The organism is Ruegeria sp. R8_1, assembly GCF_017743815.1.
GTDB classification, from domain to species: domain Bacteria; phylum Pseudomonadota; class Alphaproteobacteria; order Rhodobacterales; family Rhodobacteraceae; genus Ruegeria; species Ruegeria lacuscaerulensis_A.
Genome location: NZ_JAGHRL010000005.1, coordinates 50,333 through 66,524 on the forward strand (window position 1 = coordinate 50,333; position 16,192 = coordinate 66,524).

General features: G+C 54.6%; 13 protein-coding genes and 4 pseudogenes. 8 read left to right on the forward strand and 9 right to left on the reverse strand.

What is annotated here, in order from left to right; translation table 11 throughout:
- The first annotated feature begins 61 nt into the window (after positions 1–61).
- Positions 62–2,317, forward strand: coding sequence for a hypothetical protein (locus tag J7380_RS12460; protein ID WP_209196125.1), 2,256 nt, complete (start codon positions 62–64; stop codon positions 2,315–2,317).
- Between the two features lie 139 nt (positions 2,318–2,456).
- Here J7380_RS12460 and J7380_RS12465 read toward each other — a convergent pair whose 3' ends face one another.
- On the reverse strand, positions 2,457–3,092 hold the full coding sequence (locus J7380_RS12465) for a glutathione S-transferase (RefSeq protein WP_209196126.1): 636 nt from the start codon (positions 3,090–3,092) through the stop codon (positions 2,457–2,459).
- 313 nt (positions 3,093–3,405) lie between these two features.
- Between J7380_RS12465 and J7380_RS12470 the strand changes: the two genes are divergently transcribed.
- The gene (locus tag J7380_RS12470) at positions 3,406–4,764 is read left to right on the forward strand and encodes a DUF3179 domain-containing (seleno)protein (protein WP_247742545.1); all 1,359 of its coding nucleotides are present in this window, start codon (positions 3,406–3,408) and stop codon (positions 4,762–4,764) included.
- A gap of 210 nt (positions 4,765–4,974) precedes the next feature.
- Here the strand turns inward: J7380_RS12470 and J7380_RS12475 are convergent, their stop codons facing one another.
- A complete protein-coding gene (locus tag J7380_RS12475; RefSeq protein ID WP_209196127.1) occupies positions 4,975–5,241 on the reverse strand; it encodes a hypothetical protein in 267 nt (88 codons plus the stop codon).
- Positions 5,242–5,264: 23 nt separating this feature from the next.
- On the opposite strand from J7380_RS12475, the pseudogene J7380_RS12480 reads away from it, so the two are divergent.
- A pseudogene (locus J7380_RS12480) lies at positions 5,265–5,982 on the forward strand (IS5 family transposase).
- A gap of 288 nt (positions 5,983–6,270) precedes the next feature.
- On the opposite strand, the gene J7380_RS20505 reads toward J7380_RS12480, so the two are convergent.
- Positions 6,271–6,447, reverse strand: coding sequence for a tyrosine-type recombinase/integrase (locus J7380_RS20505; protein ID WP_348539099.1), 177 nt, complete (start codon positions 6,445–6,447; stop codon positions 6,271–6,273).
- 154 nt (positions 6,448–6,601) lie between these two features.
- Here J7380_RS20505 and J7380_RS12490 point away from each other — a divergent pair.
- Positions 6,602–6,823 (forward strand): annotated as a pseudogene (locus J7380_RS12490) (IS5/IS1182 family transposase); the annotation flags it as partial.
- A 471-nt stretch (positions 6,824–7,294) separates the two neighbouring features.
- Here the strand turns inward: J7380_RS12490 and J7380_RS12495 are convergent.
- Positions 7,295–8,965, reverse strand: a complete 1,671-nt coding sequence (locus J7380_RS12495; protein ID WP_209196128.1) for an alkaline phosphatase family protein — start codon at positions 8,963–8,965, stop codon at positions 7,295–7,297.
- Between the two features lie 238 nt (positions 8,966–9,203).
- Between J7380_RS12495 and J7380_RS20375 the strand changes: the two are divergent.
- Together J7380_RS20375 and J7380_RS12500 are read left to right on the forward strand one after the other, a co-directional pair.
- Positions 9,204–9,837, forward strand: a pseudogene (locus tag J7380_RS20375) (tyrosine-type recombinase/integrase).
- Between the two features lie 13 nt (positions 9,838–9,850).
- A complete protein-coding gene (locus tag J7380_RS12500) occupies positions 9,851–10,045 on the forward strand; it encodes a hypothetical protein (RefSeq protein ID WP_209196129.1) in 195 nt (64 codons plus the stop codon).
- 25 nt (positions 10,046–10,070) lie between these two features.
- Here J7380_RS12500 and J7380_RS12505 read toward each other — a convergent pair whose 3' ends face one another.
- From J7380_RS12505 to J7380_RS12525, 5 genes are all read right to left on the reverse strand, one after another.
- A complete protein-coding gene (locus J7380_RS12505) occupies positions 10,071–11,591 on the reverse strand; it encodes a trimethylamine methyltransferase family protein (protein WP_209196130.1) in 1,521 nt (506 codons plus the stop codon).
- Positions 11,579–12,382: a glucose 1-dehydrogenase gene (locus tag J7380_RS12510; RefSeq protein ID WP_209196131.1), complete on the reverse strand. Its 804-nt coding sequence runs from the start codon at positions 12,380–12,382 to the stop codon at positions 11,579–11,581. Before J7380_RS12510 ends, J7380_RS12505 begins: the two co-directional genes overlap by 13 nt.
- Before the next feature lie 3 nt (positions 12,383–12,385).
- Positions 12,386–12,733: an SDR family oxidoreductase gene (locus tag J7380_RS12515; RefSeq protein WP_209196132.1), complete on the reverse strand. Its 348-nt coding sequence runs from the start codon at positions 12,731–12,733 to the stop codon at positions 12,386–12,388.
- Complete coding sequence (locus tag J7380_RS12520; RefSeq protein WP_209196133.1) at positions 12,730–13,791, reverse strand: LLM class flavin-dependent oxidoreductase; 1,062 nt, start codon at positions 13,789–13,791, stop codon at positions 12,730–12,732. The genes J7380_RS12515 and J7380_RS12520 overlap by 4 nt, the downstream gene beginning before the upstream one ends.
- A 102-nt stretch (positions 13,792–13,893) precedes the next feature.
- Entirely contained in the window at positions 13,894–14,868 is a 975-nt protein-coding gene (locus J7380_RS12525) for a LysR substrate-binding domain-containing protein (RefSeq protein WP_209196134.1), read from the reverse strand.
- A gap of 101 nt (positions 14,869–14,969) precedes the next feature.
- Here J7380_RS12525 and J7380_RS12530 point away from each other — a divergent pair, with 101 nt between their 5' ends.
- Both J7380_RS12530 and J7380_RS12535 read left to right on the forward strand, forming a co-directional pair.
- Complete coding sequence (locus J7380_RS12530) at positions 14,970–15,461, forward strand: flavin reductase family protein (RefSeq protein ID WP_209196135.1); 492 nt, start codon at positions 14,970–14,972, stop codon at positions 15,459–15,461.
- Positions 15,462–15,540: 79 nt separating this feature from the next.
- Positions 15,541–15,963 (forward strand): annotated as a pseudogene (locus J7380_RS12535) (IS3 family transposase); the annotation flags it as partial.
- Positions 15,964–16,192: the final 229 nt, after the last annotated feature.

A 16,192-nucleotide genomic window follows, 5' to 3' on the forward strand; every position in this document is an offset into this window, starting at 1 on the left:
CTAGGCCATTTTCAGTGTGCTTTGGATGCCGTCTTGTCAGAATTAAGCACAGGCGCCATAGTTGCCATTAGAAATTTATGTATTCGATTACTTTTTTTTGAAGCGCTTTTGCAAGGAGCTGAACAAAATCGAAACGCAACAATCTCGGTTTTTTCAAGAACTCCTCTGGTTCCTGCTGTTTATTGGCTGGGTCCCTATGTTGGCGTCCTATGCATTTGTGCTTGACCCGGTGGCCACTGGAAAGACGGGTGTTCTGACGACGATTACCGATCAAATAACGCTTTATCAGCAGCGTGGTTGGGGGCATCCGGCCATCGGAATTTTGGGGTTGGCAGGGCTTGTTTCCGCGGGCCTGGTCATCCGGCTCGGGCGTTTGTCGCTTTGGCCAATTCCGGCCTTTTTGTTGTGGTCGTCGCTGATTTATCAGTTCAATTCGACGGGGGCCGGCGGCGCATTTGAGATGACCACGCACGTGATTTATGCCGCTCTTGCTGCCGCATGCACCTATCTTTTTCTGCGCCACGGTCATTTGCTTTCCACGTCATTCATAGGGTTTACCACTATTCTGTTTCTGGATGTAGCTGGGTCACAGATTGCGCAACTTTTCGGTGCAGCTCCGGGTACCAGCTTGCTGGGGATGATGTTTCTTGGCTATCAACCCAAACTGGTGAACGCACTGTTGTTCCTGACGATATCGGTGCTGGTTCGAATGCTGTGGATGATGGTCCGTGACAACTGGCAGTTTGTCACAACACTTTCTAAATCGGATCTACACTCCGCCACTCGCAAGACATTGCGCCTCTGGAGCCCCGCATTGGCTGTATTTGTTTTTTTCGGTGGGTTTTGGTGGGCGCTCGTAAATTTGTGGATCGAACCACAGATGGTTGCCGATGTTGAACGCCGAACGGCCGAGTTGGAAAACCGGGCAATCATCTGGGTGATCGAAAACGAGCCGATGGCGCAAGACAGCCATGTTCCGTACGTCAAATCCTGGTCCCGTAGCTATCCAAGCGCGGACCCGCTGGAACGCGCTATCAATCAGTGGTCGGATCTGTATCTGATTTCGGTGCATAAACGTGTGAGCCTCAACCTGAAGACGATTGAACGGGACGCAAAGAACGACCTTGCTCGTGTACCCCTAGCTGTAAAAGACCAGATGAATACAGCCTTTCCCAAAGAGGTCTTGCCCTTGTTGGAAAAGCCGGGCTGGTGCTTTCCACTTGATCCTGTCTGCAAGACAAAGGAATGGATCGTCGAAGGGGCCAACCAGATGATGGTGGACGCGCGGACCGGAATGATAGACGGCACCACCGATTTTGCGGGATGCATTACTCTGGCGTCGTCCGACCCGAACAGGCCCCGAAACTGCCCCAGCGATGTCGCTCTGGCTGACGACGTGTCAGATGCTTCAACCCGGGTTCAAAGCTACTACCAACAGGTTTATCTAACCACACACACGACAACCACATCGACCGTAACAGGCAGTTTTAGAACCTGGCGCAACGTATCGCTGCTTTTGACGTTGTACAGTGTCATTATTCTGCTCAAGACGTTCCTTATTGTTTTCTCGCGCGTGATATTTGCGCCAAACGGGGCCGCCAGTCTGCATGCACAGTTTCTGCCAGATGACCCCCCATCTTCAGCGTCTGTTTTGGCTAACCATGGGCAGCACTACCGCATTCCAGTTGCCGAAAAAGATGCTTATTTTGTAGCGCGTTGGGGCGTGACGTTGGAAGGGCCTCCACCCGCCCGACGCCGTCCGCTTGGGTTTCGAATGCCTGTCGCGCGCATTGCCAGCGGTACATGGGCTATGAATCGGATTGAGGGCAACCGCGCAGAGAAACCCGATGAATTTGACGCGGAACTGAAAGTCGACGAGCCTGCAGAACTTGTTTCTTGGTCCCTTCAACCTGGTGAGCGTGTGATTTTCAGGTTTTCAGATTTCGTCGGGATGAGCGAAACATTGAAAATGGGACGGATTGCCAGTCTGGGTCTTTCGACGCTGATACTGGGGCGTATGATCTACTATTATGCAGAAGGTCCAGGAACCCTGATCCTTCGAACGACCGCGGCTGCGCGTCTTACGCCTTCATCTGAGGCGGAAAAACCTGCTCCAATGCCCAAGCTGGTCGCCTGGGGTAGCAGTACAAGGTTCAGCATTTTTGCCGCTCTTACAACGATGGACACGTTCTTAAGTGGATATAATCTCAAAACAGCACCAAAAGATGCAGTTGTCTGGGATAGTTCAACCCGCCGTGGAGATGGTCCGGGGACAGGGATCATGCGATTTATGAAAAGCTTCTTGCTACCGTTATAAATGGCGCAAGCATAGTGGTGGACCAGTTCAGTTGGGGAAGCTCAATACCTGCAGCGAATGTCAGCTTCAGTGAATACCGCATCGCGGCGACCTAGACCCCACTCAAAGTCCGGTTTGGGACGAATATGATTTGCTGCATTCAGCCGTTAAACCAAATCGGTGCATCGTCTTCTGACCAAGTTGCATACTTTCTCATCACCAGCAAAAAAGCTTCACTGTTTAGGAACTGATCCAACCAAGCGATTAAACTTGGCCACTTCTGTGCATCAAACCAAGCCCTGTCTATATGTGCAAACTGGCGAACAAATGGCAGAAGCGCTAGATCGGCTAGGGTGGGTCTATCCCCAAAAAGCCAAGCCCGCCCAACTAACTGTTCGTTTAGGTCAAGCAAGTAGCCCATCGCTTTCTTGCGTTCCTCATTGAAGTCCAGATCTGGATAGCGCGTAGCGTATTTTGTGTGATCCAATGCAGTTTTGAACGGGCCATCATTTGCCGAAATTAGGTCCCAGCCTTCGGGGGGCATGTCCAAAAGCCGCTGCGGGTCATTTTGTTGGAGCGCCCAAACCATGATTTCCAAGCTTTCATCTATGACTTTGTCTGGAAGTCGAAGCGCGGGCACTGTGCCGGATGGAGATGTTTGCAAGAAAGCTTTTGGTTTGTCCCGCAAGAGAACTTCGCGCAGCTCGACTTTTACTCTTGAACTCGCAAGTGCGAGCCGGGCTCTTATCGCGTAAGGGCATCGGCGAAACGTCCAAAAGATTGGGTAGTTGTCCATACTAGATTTTATCTCCAGATTTATCTGGCTGGTCAAACCTCCAATTGATGGTCAATTGGTACTCCTGCTTACTCTTTATGGGCAGGCGGCTGTGGCGATCCTGCGGTCCCAAAAAATAAACGCTGCAATGGCGTCAGTGTCAGCTTTGCGGCTGCGGTCGCAGTATCAATAACGACTGTTGGACGCTGGCTTAGGGCCGCTGAGCGCGGTCCCTAAAACGTCAGGTTTGTTGCGGCCTAATGCAAACGTGAAGCCACGATCCTTTATTCCCGGCTTAGTATCTCCGAAGGGATTTCCCTTCGAAGGAACTAATATGTTTCGCCACTTGTTCGCTATTGCCGTCGTACTTTGTTTCGCTTCCGACATGCTTTGGGCGCAGACCATCGCGCCGTCGCGGGACTATGTGGCGGCTGAGTTTGGGGCACCACCGACGATCCAGGAAGGACCTCTGGACGCTTCTGTAAAAGAGGCGTTGGAAGAGGTTTTATCGATTGCAGTGGCGCAGGCCGCATGGGACCCTGCAAATGCTGCGGCCTTTGATAAAATCGCGCGAACGTATGATCCTCGACTGGTTTGGATCATCACCGACATGCAGCGTTTTGCTTGGAAGCCAGAATTCCACGCTGCGCTGACACGGGCCGCGGCGACGATCCTCGACATTCCTTTGAATACCGGACTTCGGCGCCCGGCGATTATCAACAAAATGATCGCGTGGGACATTCCCGCCTATCCAGGCTACCTCGCCCATAAGCGTCGTGTCTTCACCAACTATGTTCCCGGTTGGGACGAGATCTTTGTGCAAGGAGATATCGCATGGCAACTCGTGGATTGGGGCGGGGTTAACATAGATGCGCGTCCCTATGACTCGACTGATGAAGTCTGCCATTGCATCCCTGCCGTCGATAATCCCGAGATCAGTACCGCAGCCGAGGCGACTTGGTTGGAAGATGATGATGTCATCTTCGGCATCGTGGTAAACGGTCAGGCGCGTGCCTATCCTCGCAGGATAATGGAAGTACGTGAAATGGTGAATGACACACTCGGCGGGCGTGATCTTGGCATTCCCTACTGCACGCTTTGCGGAGCCGCGCAAGCCTACTTTACTGATCGACTACCGGCAGGCGTGAAGCGGCCCATTTTACGAACGTCTGGCCTGCTTATCCGTTCGAACAAAGTCATGTATGACATCGAAACACATTCTGTTTTTGACACATTCCTTGGCAAGGCGGTGACCGGCCCATTGGCTGATATCGGGCTCCAATTGGAACAAGCTGCGGTTATCACGACTGATTGGGGTGCTTGGCGCGAGGCGTATCCGAACACAACGGTCCTGGTTGAAGCTTTGGCCCTAGGTCGCGACTTCAACCTGCGCGAAACTCGCGACGCGAATGGCCCAATATTCCCGATAGGGGACGTCGATCCGCGGCTGCCTGTGCACGAAGACATCATCGGTACAATCACGGCCAACGGAACTCCAGTCGCCTTTCCCCGTGCAACAGCCATGGTTGCATTGGTTGCAGGGCAAGACGTCGCGTTTGAAGATGTGAGATTGGAACTATCCGCAGGGGGCGTAAGGGCCATCGGATTAAACGGCGAAGAACGTTTGAGCCATCAGGCCTTTTGGTTTGCTTGGTCGCAGTTCTACTCGGAGACCGTGTTATGGACCGAATAGAGTGAACGTCTGCTTCGTGAGAGCTACACCGCAGCGGCAAGCGCCTCGGTCAAGGTCCGGAACGGGCCGCACATGGCGATTTGCTGATTATCTGAGCGATAGGACCAAATTCGAGATCCAGAGAACTGTTTGGGGCGTAATGTGCGTATAACGTCTGTAGACAGTCCATTCCGATTGCCTTTGCAATGGGTTTAAAAGCAGCCCTTTGCGTTATAATGGCGTTTCTGAGTCGCCGTATACCTGAACACGCGGATTGTCTTCGGGCGTCAGACCGACCTCTGCCAGCAGTTCACGCGGAATCGGACGCTCCTCATCCATGCGAAAAGCTATCGTTTCATGCACAACCTTGCGCTTCTTTTCTCGGGTTTTCACGGGATTGGTTAAAACGAAGGTACTGCCAAAAAGAGAGTCGTGTCCTCTGTCAATCATTTGTGTAGAGTCAGGATGCATTGATTTACGTTGCGCTGCGTGATTCACAGCTCCGAAAACGGGGCGTTGAAATGAGCGACCTTTATTGGCTTACAGATGAGCAGATGGCCAAGCTTTCCCCTTTCTTCCCGAAGTCGCATGGCAAGCCACGAGTCGATGATAAACGGGTGTTGAGTGGGATTATCTTCATCAATCGCAATGGGTTGCGCTGGCGGGACGCCCCAAAGGAATACGGACCTCACAAAACGCTCTACAGCCGGTGGAAGCGTTGGAGCGAGAAAGGCATCTTTGCGCGGATGATGGCCGGTCTGGCTGTTGAGCACGGTGAAAAGAAAACGGCTATGATCGACGCCACACATCTAAAGGCCCATCGTACAGCGTCCAGTTTGGGCGTCAAAAAGGGGGGGCGTGGCCGCCTGATTGGCAGAACCAAAGGCGGCATGAATACAAAATTGCACGCCATATGTGACAGCAAAGGGCGGCCATTGAACCTCTTTGTCACCGCTGGCCAGGTTAGTGATTACATCGGTGCTCGGGGATCGCGGCTATGATGCCAACTGGTTCCGAGACGCGTTGAAAGACAAGGGGGTACGCGCTTGCATCCCCGGTCGAAAGCAACGCAAGACGCCGGTCAAATACGACAAACGCCGATACAAACGGCGTAACTGGATTGAGATCATGTTCGGCAGGCTCAAGGATTGGAGGCGCGTGGCGACACGCTACGACCGTTGCCCAAAGGTCTTCCTATCAGCCATCACACTCGCGGAAACCGTCATATACTGGTTATGAATCCTGACCCTAGAGCGGCGTGATTGCTAAATATCATTCAAGATCCTTCAGCCGTTAAACGCCGAAGCAAAGGCAAGTTTCTATCTGGTTGGAACCTGAATTTAGCCACAAAAAGCAACTTTTCTTGGCGGCGAAGGCAGGATAACAAATGCGACCAAAATAATTAATTTTAACTGCAGCGAGTTAGTCAATCCAGAAAGGTTAAAAATCTCTGCGTCTGACACAAGGCGCCCAAGGGCGCCTTTGTTGTTTTTGAGCCAGTTATCTGAAGTTCATTTAACCAAAGCGTTAGTCGAACTCCAAAGCACTGGCAGCTTTACGTAGATGCTCCGGGCTTAAGTGCGCGTAGACGGACGCGGTGATCCGTGAGTCTGAATGGCCGAGAAACTGTGTAATCTCCTCAATCGAGATACCTGCTTCAGCCATATGAACGGCTGCTGTGTGCCGCAGACCGTCCGGTGACACGTCAGGTAAGCTAGCAAAAGTCCTGAACGGTCCTTTGGAGACATTCCTGCGCAGCGCAGCATCTGTCGATTTGGACTGATTTGGTTGAAAAACTCATCCTTGATCCGCGGCCAAGCGACTGATTCAATTCTCTCGACAAATGGGAGGATTGGCGATGATGGGACCGAGGCAAGAGACTCAAACGGCACTGTGCCAAGAGTTCTCGCTTGAAGATCACGTTCCCCATTATCGCTTGCTTCGATCGATTGATCGATTTTGTTGATCTGACCAACGTCCGCACTCGCCTGGCGAATTTCTACAGCTGCACTGGTCGCCCGTCGATTGATCCTGAGTTACTGATCGGCAGCTAATTGTGAGACACTGCTTTGGTAGGCGATTTAGGTTGGATGGCAATGTTTCGCTTTGTTCCACCTTCGAGACATTTAGGTTGGTCGACGGTTGCCATTCCGCCTGCCGCATCAACTTAAGTCCGGTTTGAGTAAGCAGCTCGTCTGAACGCTCAGCAAGCGCCGCCTCAAATACAGCTTAGCTGCCATTGAGACAAAATGCAGAGAATGGCGGCTTCGAGCCCCGACCTGTACCTTTGATTTTTGTGCTGCGCGCGCACGCAGCGGGAATTCCGCCGCGCTGGCATCATCTTGAATACGGCAACGCGGCGCAAAGAGCAGCCATTTGTGTCGAGCGCAGCGAAACTTCATCAGGCAATGAGCGAGGCGCGGTCAAACCTGCCTTTCGTTGAGGTTGTTCTCCAAATACAGCCATACTCAGGAGATCGGGCCAAAGATCACCGTTCACTCCGGCACGGCCTTCAACAATTAATCACCCGAAGAAACGACAGGAGCGCTTATCAGTCAATAACGCCGATCTCGATTATCGTTTCACCCGCAGCACTGCTAGGCTGACTGATACCTAAAATAGTGCTCAGAGTGACGGCGACGTCTACCGTGGAAACGGGGCGGCTAACACGAGCAGGCTTGATGCCAGGGCCAGCGAAAATGATTGGAACATGTGTGTCATAGCGCCAAGGCGATCCGTGCATTACAGCAATTGGACCATCCTCAAAGAGAAATGAATAAGGTGTCTGGACAACATAAATGTCGCCAGAGCGTGTTGGGTGATAGTTTCGCCGAATCTGCTCTTGAAGAGTATGGCCTCGCTGTTCAGCAAGCGGGTAGGTTGGCATTGCCAGCTCAATGCCAGGTGCAGCCATCAGTATATTGGCGATGCGTCGTTCGATTGCACGCCGGTCAGCGCCTGACGCTTCTATCGAGCCATAGTCCAGATAAACGTAAGGGCGGAAAAAGAACTGTATTGCGGATTCCACACCAAACTCATCGGCGATGACCGAATTCACTTCCATCATCAATGCTTCGGTTGAGTTACGGGATGTTGAGAGCCCAGCTTCGGCCATCTCTTCTGGCGCTTCCGGCATGCCATGATCGGCAGAAAGCACGTAAAGCACGTTCGCAGGCCCAACCTCTCGATCCATGAACTCAAAGAAATCTGCCAGTGTCTCATCCAAACAGCGCACCATTTCTTCATTTTCTAGGCTGGATGGTCCGAAGAAATGGTTGGTAGCGTCAACGCCAGAAAAACTGACGCTTAGGTAGTCGGGCCACTCGTCATCACCAAGCCCTTCTGATTTGACCACAGTTTTTGCGAAGTCTGCCGTGATCCGGTCTCCATGCGGCGACAATAAGACCTGCGTGTAGTAGAGCCCGTCGTCCGGCTTCCCATAGAAATGCGGGAAAGTGCGACCGAACGTGCCAAGATTGGTTACGAAGGAGCGTTCCTTTCTTTCCATCAGGTAAGGTGCGTCTGAACACTCCGGCCACCATTCACTTTCGATCTTCGCATCTGCGGGGCGTTTAGAATTCCAATCGAGAACCCAGTCAGGATACGCGTCATAGTAAAAGGTACTTGTTTCAAATGCCCCTGTTGCCGCCGACAGCCAAAAAGCCTTTCCAGAATGTCCCGCCATTGCAACCGCTGAACGGTCTTTACCAGATACGGAAAAAACTTTGGATCGCCCGACATTGGCCTTCACCAGTTCGTCTCCGAACGTCGTCGCCAACAGGTTAACGGGAGAACGGCCCGATGTCTCAGCAGCGGCTTGTGTCGGGTCAACCTGATCGATAGTTCCGCCGAAGCCTGGAACTGGCAACATCGGATAGTCTGGATCTTCGATATTATACCCCAATCGCTCTTTAGCCCTGTTGAACCACGCATTGCCGATCATTCCATGTTCAGAGGGATGAGCTCCGGTAGCTAGGGTCGCATGACCAACAATGGTTTCGGTGTTGGCATGACGATGATGAGCGTCAGTGTACCAAACTCCGTTTTCTATTAGTCTATTGAAACCGGCCTCGCCGAAGGCGGTTTGATAGCGAGGAATCAAGTCTCCGCGGAGTCCATCAACCGTGATTTGCACAACGAGTCGGATGTCTTCCGTTGCACTAGCTGCCGTCGTGTAAATTGAAAAAAGGAGTGTTGAGACTATGGCAAATGATCGCTGCATTTATGACCTCATAGGACTACCTAATGCTCTGAATACCAGCATCTGGGTCCACCGGCTACTGAGGGTCAATTAAGATGCTCTTTTGAACTTCCGCTTTGGACTCCTCTACTGCCGAATGCTCGCGCAGCGATGACGAGCTTCAAGCGTCTCTGATACCGGCCATTCCCTCAATCTGTAAAATCGTCCTGTCAGTGCGGTGCTGATGATTGGGTGCGGAGGGAGGATCGGAGCGCTTATCATGCCAAGAGTCCAACTTCCTGCAACCACTCCGAAACGCATTGCTTGGAACAAGGGGCGGATCATCGGTCAAAAAACGGCCTTTGCTACCAAAACAGGCCAGGGCGATCCGGGCTCGGTTCGAACGTACGGGTTAACTACGAGACCTGGCTCTGTTCAACGTCGCCATCGACAGCAAGCCGCGTGGCTGTGAACTAGTCAAACTAGCCGTTTCCAACCTCGTCAAAGATGAGCGCGTCCGGGAACGCGTATCGGTCATCCAGAGCAAGACCAAGCGACCGGTCCAGTTTGAACTGACGGAAAGCACGCTTGAAACCGACTTGGTCTGGATCTCATCACCCGAAATGTTTGCATGACGGTTCATGTTTCCCAGTCGCTTCCATGATCGGCCACACATCTCAACCCGCCAGTATGGACGCTTGGCGCGTGATTGAGTCACGGCGATAGGGCTGGAGCCAAGTGGATATGACGCCCACTCGCTCCGCCGGACAAAGGCAGCAGAGATTTAGCGAAAAACCAGCGACCTCTGCGCGGCCCAACTGCTGCATGGTCACACAAAGGACGACATTACAGTGCGCTACCTGGGCATTGAACCCGAAGATGCCCTAAGCATCGTTGAGCGTATCGATATCTGATCTACCTTGGCGAATGGCCTGGCCGTTCGCCATCTCAAAGCGGCTTCCTGTCACCTACACGGCGATGGTCGGGGTCGAGCCGACACTTCCGGATGCTGCGCGCAGTGTGATTGCCGACTTTCAAGTGAAACTGGCAAAAGCTGTTTCTGGCTACCATAAAAACTGGGCATTGAAACTTCATATCGTTGGTCCAGAACTGTGCAATTGAAATTCACTATTGGGCTGAATTGCCCTCACGAAAATCCTGGATCAATCTCGGATTTTCGACGCCCCACATAGGCATCCAGTTCTTCGCGAATTGCGGCGTCCATGTGAGGCGCTTCAAAGTCTTCCAGCAACTTGCGCGCTTTTGCGCGACTGCGCGCGGCCATGTCATTACTGCCAGCGGAACTCCATTGTTCGAAACTTGAAAAATCCATCAACTCGGGCATCGCGAAAGCGCTGCGGAAATGGTCCAGTGTGAAACTGTCGCCCAGGTAGTGACCGGCCGGTCCGATCCGTCGCACGGCCTGCAGCGCCTCATCGAACCGGTCCATTGATATCCCGCCCGCATATCGCGCCATCAACTGGTTCTGTTCGTCATCGGCGATGAACTTGCCATAGCAGATGGCCAACCCGCCCTCATCCCAGCCTGCAGAATGCAGCATCAGGTTCGCCCCCGCGTTGAAGGCGGTCATAAGGGTTGTGGCGCCCTCATAGCCCGATTGGGCGTCAAAAGATTTTGACGAGGCGTGGTTGGCTGACGTTCTCCATGGTACTCCGTATCGGCGGGCCAATTGCCCGATGGCTGTGGTAATCAGCGCGACCTCGGGTGTTCCGGCCATCGGCGCCCCCGATTGCATCGAAATCGACACGGTATATTGCCCGTACATCACCGGGGTTCCGGGCCGATAGAGCTGCATATAGGCGATGGCCGCCAGTGCTTCTGCGTTGACCTGCGCGATTGTGGCCGCGACATCGGCTGGCGTGTTCGCGGCAGCCAATACGAAGGGCGAACACAGCACCGCCTGTCCCGCATCTGCAAAAACGCGCGCGCCATCCAGCATCGCCTCATCCCAGACCAGTGGAGAATTGCCAGATGCATGCATGAAGATCGAGGTCGCGCCCTCCATCACATCCCCTGCCACGATCCGCGCCATGGCGACGCAATCCTCGGCCCGTTCGCGCGAGGTACCTATACCGAACAGCGGTAGTTCGGTTTCAACCATATGGTGACGCATCATCGCCAGATGGCGATGGGCCACGGGGATATCCATCGGCTCGCAGGTGAATCCGCCTGCCATATGAAAGCTGGGGCAGGCCTGCGTGAGGCGCGCGAAGTTTATGACATCCGCCTCGGTGGTGGAGCGGCGCACTCCATCAAGGTCCCGCGCGAAGGGCGCGCCTTTCATGGGGCAAAACACGCTTGTGTCTCCGCCCATGGTAAAACCGGTCGCCGCTCCGCGACCCTGCACCCGAAATTCGGACGGTGCTTTGCCAACCAGATCCATCAGCAAGGCGCGATCTATCCGAACGCGATCTCCGGAAACATCCGCTCCGGCCTGACGCCAATGGTTCAGCGCGACGGGATCACGAAAATCGATCCCAAACTCTTCGAGGATCGAAAGCGAGGCGTCGTGGATACGTTCAATCGCGTCAGCGTCCAAAACCTCCAGCGGTTTCAACCTGCGGGTAACTGGTGCTAGGCGTGTCTGTACTGTTTTCTGGTGCTGTATCCGCGCGGCGCGCCCCGATCGCCCCTTCACACGCGGCATGAAACACCTCCGTCGACGGTGATCTCGGTGCCGGTGATATAGGATGCCTCGTCGCTGGCCAAAAACACGGCGGCGTTGGCCACGTCCCACGGGGTGCCCACGCGGCCCAGCGGGATACGCGCGGCGCGCTGTTTGTCCAGCGCGCCCCAGTCAATAGCCTCGGGATCATCCGCGTTCTGTTCAGTGATATCCCGCGCCATCGGCGTGTCGATGAACCCCGGCAGGATCGCATTCGCCCGCACCCCATGCGGAGCCATTTCCGCCGCCAGATTGCGGGTGAAGGAAATGATCGAGCCCTTTGTGGCGTTGTACCCGATATAGGGCGTACCCAAATAGCGCAGCCCAGCGATGGACGAGATATTGGTCACCACCCCCATGCCACGCTCGACGAAATGTGGCAGGACATGTTTGGTAGGCAGAAACACCGCCTTCATATTCACATGGACCAGCGCGTCCCAATCCTCGACCGTACTGTCCATCGCGCCGCCGGTTTTCAGGATGCCGACGTTGTTCTGCAGAATGTCGATCTGGCCGAATTCGGACAGGCACTGTGCAATGGCGGTCTTTACCTGATCCTCTTGCGTAACGTCTGCGGTCAGGGCAAAGGCACGCCCGCCTGCCTGCCGGATCATGTCACAGGTTTCCTCGGCGGCAGTCTGATCCAGATCCAGCGCGGCGATGGCGGCACCCTCCTGCGCCAGTCGGATGGCCGTGGCCTTGCCATTGCCCATGCCGCCCTTCATCGAGCCCGCGCCCGTCACCAAGGCGATTTTCCCCGCAAGACGCGCCATGTGTTACCCCTCGTTCGTTTGTAAAAAGGCGTTCATGCCGCCGTCGATGGCTAGCACTTGCCCGTTGATGTATGACGCCGCCCCCGACAACAGAAAGGCGACCGGGGCCGCGATTTCCGCAGGCTCAGCCCATCGTGCCGCCGGGGTGCGGTTTTCGATCCTGCGCACGAAATACTGATCGTTCAGAATCTTGCGGTTCATCTCGGTCAGGACATAGCCCGGAGCGATGGCGTTGGCGCAGATGCCGTCCGCCAGCGACCGCGTCAGACCCGCCATGGCCGCGCCCAATCCGCGCGCGGCCCCGGTAATCAGGATGGTCTTGTTGTCCAGCGCAAAATCCGGCTGGATCATGAGGCGAGCGCGGCCTTGTCTGCCTCAAGCGCGGCATTGACCGCAGGCATCACCTGATCGCAGAACACTTCCAGCGACCGAAGGGTGTTGGCAAAGGGGATCGAGGCGATTTGCATAAAGACGCTCAGATGGGTGATGCCAAATTCGCGCGCCTCGGCCACGATGCGCTGCGTGACCTCTTCGGCGTCACCAATGATGGCGCGCTGCATCACCATTTCGATATCGGGTTCGTTGTCGAAGGGTACGATCTTGAGGTCCGCGCCCTCCATCAGCGGCTCGGGGCGGCGCATGTTGTTGGCCATGCGGGCATGGATGAGAACCTGCTCGGCCGCGGCGCGGGCATCGTCCTTGTCCTTGGCGATGTAGACATAGCGCTGAACTGCAAAGGGGAAATCGTCGCCCGTGAGGCCATTCTCGGTGCGGGTTTCCTTGTACAGCCGCCGCGCGGTACCCACGATCGCGTTTGGCCCGATGGCCGGTGTGGTCAGCGTTTCGGCCCCGTAATCGATCATCTTCTGGCGCATTTCCGGCGCGTTGCCGACCGCGAAGGTGCGGATGCGATCCTGAACCGGTGCGATAGACAGAGCGGCATCGCTGATCTGAATGTGGTCGCCCTGATAGTCGATCACGCCGCTATAGACACCCTGTTCAATGCAATCCCAGATCTCAAGCCCGCGCATCAGACGGTCATTGATCTCGAACCCGAACTTCTTGAATTCGCGCGGCTGATAACCGGTGCCCAATCCCAGCACCAGACGACCTTCGGTCAGTTGATCGGTCAGGCAGATATCCTCGACCAGTCGCAGGGGTTCATAAAACGGCATCACCACAACTGCAGGGCCCACCTTGATCCGCTTGGTGTGGGCGGCCATGTTCGCGGCCGTCATCAAAGGCGACGGTGAGATGCAATAGTTCGACAAGTGATGTTCAGCGAACCAAGCCACGTCGAACCCGGCTTCATCGACCATTTTCGTCATGGTGCGCATTTGGTTGAACACATCCGCATGTGATGACCCATCAACGGGCTTGGTCATCAGGTTGAACAACGAAAATTCCATGTCCTTGGCGCTCCGGTCTGGCTGCATCACGTTTCGGCGCAATCTGGCGGAAAGCTGGCAAAGCAACAAATGGTGAATCCTTTAGCAGCGGCAAAGAATTTCTTATGGAGTATGTGCCTCTTGCCTCAACCAGGTCAGAAAGGCCTGCACACGGGGCTGTTCAACGCGCCGTTCGGGGCAGATAAAATAGTAGGAGAATGGTCCTTTGACTGGCTCGAACGGCAATTGCACCAAAGCACCCGAGGCAAGCAGATGCCGGGCAATTACATCGCGGACAACGCCGATGCCCTGACTGTAGAGAATGGCGTTCACCGTGGCGCTACTGTCGCCGAAATAGGCCCCATGTTCAAACGCCGCCGGATCACCGCCATTTAGTTCGATCACCGCGCGCCATTCACTGTAATTGGTGTCGTGCAGAAAGGGCCGGTTCGCCAGTGCATTGATGTCCGACATACTGCCCAGCGTCCTAGCCGTTTGCGCCGAGGCGACCAGAATATGCTGCTCGCCAAATAGATGTTCTTCGTACCCGTCCGTATACCCGCCAGGGCCCCAGCGAATTGCGACATCCGCATCCTCTTGCCCAAAGCCTGTCTTTGCCACGGTCGACAGAGTGATCAAATCGACCAAGGGGTTGACCTCGACAAACCGATGCGCCCGCGACGCAAACCATGTCGAGGCGAACGAGGGCAGCAGGCTGACCGTCAGCGTCGTCCGTCCGGCATCAGGGGCCAGATTCTGCACGCTTTCGCCGAGCGTATTAAGCATCTCAGCCACGTCGTCGGCAAATTGCTCACCTTGTTCGGTCAGCAGGATCATGTTGTTGCGGCGACGGAAGAGTTTGATGCCCAGGCGATCTTCCAACAGCTTGATCTGCTGGCTGACCGCCGGCTGCGTCAGGTTCAGTTCGGACGCGGCCAAAGTGAAGCTTTGCAACCGCGCGGCGGCCTCGAATGCAATCAGGGTTTGCAACGGCGGCAGGGTTCGCCGCATGCGATTGCTATCGAACCCAACCGGTTCGAGCTTGGATAAGGCACCGGGGCGGAGCTGGTCCAGTTTGTTGCGAAGGGCACGTCGCATGATCTGCCTGCATAAGTTTATGTTGGGCAAAGCTTAAGCAATTCGATCTTGCGATCAAGGCACCTGAAATTTCAGACAGGCGTGAAGCCAAAGGAGTGGTCATGCTGGACCCCACTGAATTCACAGCCGCGATGCGCAACGCCGTCACGCCCGTTTCGATTGTAACCACCAGCGGAGAACACGGCCACCATGGCGCAACTGTCAGCGCCGTCTGTTCGCTGACGGCAGCGCCCCCTGCCGTTCTGATCTGCCTCAACAAGAAAAGCCGTATTCTGGGCATGATAGAAGAACATGGAGTCTATTGCGTCAACTACATCGCGCAGCAGCATGACAAGCTGGCGCTTGCGTTCGCCGGTGCCCCCGACCTTGCGGATCAACGTAATTTTGCGTCTGAACATTGGACGATTGACCAACGGACGAGCCTGCCGGTCTTGTCAAATGCTACCGCAATCTTCACCTGCCTGCATATTCAGACCGTCTCATTCGGCACGCACCGCATTCTGATCGGCAAGGTCGAGCGTGCAGAAAGCTCCGAGACTAATCCGCTGGCGTATTGGGACGGCGACTTTCGATCACTGGCCGATCCCGAATAGATCAGCTTTCGAAGGCATCGGAGAATGTACATGGAATATAGACGGTTAACATACGACAAGACTGGCAGGAAAGTTCAATCTGGCTGTCATCCTCGATTTGCATTCACGCCGGGTGATCGGTTGGACAGTGTCGAACCGCATGAAACGTGATTTGGCAATTTGAGCATTGAAAATGGCTGTGGCGCTCAGGCAACCGCCCAAAGGCTGCATCCATCATACGGATCGGGAATCGCAATACTGTTCGCACGACTACCAGAAGTTGCTACGCAAGTACGGGTTCCAGGTGTCGATGAGCGGCAAAGAAAATTGTTATGACAACTCGGTAGTCGAAACGTTCTTCAAAACAATCAAAGCAGAGTTGATCTGGCAACGGTCATGGCCAACCCGACGCCAGGCTGAAACAGCCATCTTCCAGTACATCAATGGCTTCTACAATCCCCGGCGTCGGCACTCAGCCCTGGGATGGAAAAGCCCGGTCGCCTTCGAAGGGAAAGTAGCCTAAACGAGCACTTGGGGCGGCATGAAAACGGGACAGGTCCACTTAGCTTCTTGTCAATGGATGGCATGTCCTTCTTTGCCTTTACCATACTAGCGATAGCGGTGCCATTGATGGACACATAGTCTAATCGTTCGATCATCTTTGTACTCCAAGTGTCTTATGCAGCATGACATCTTGAGGCGAGGCTGACCAGTTCAGGCGCTCATTCAAAAAGCTGGTTTATAGCTGACCT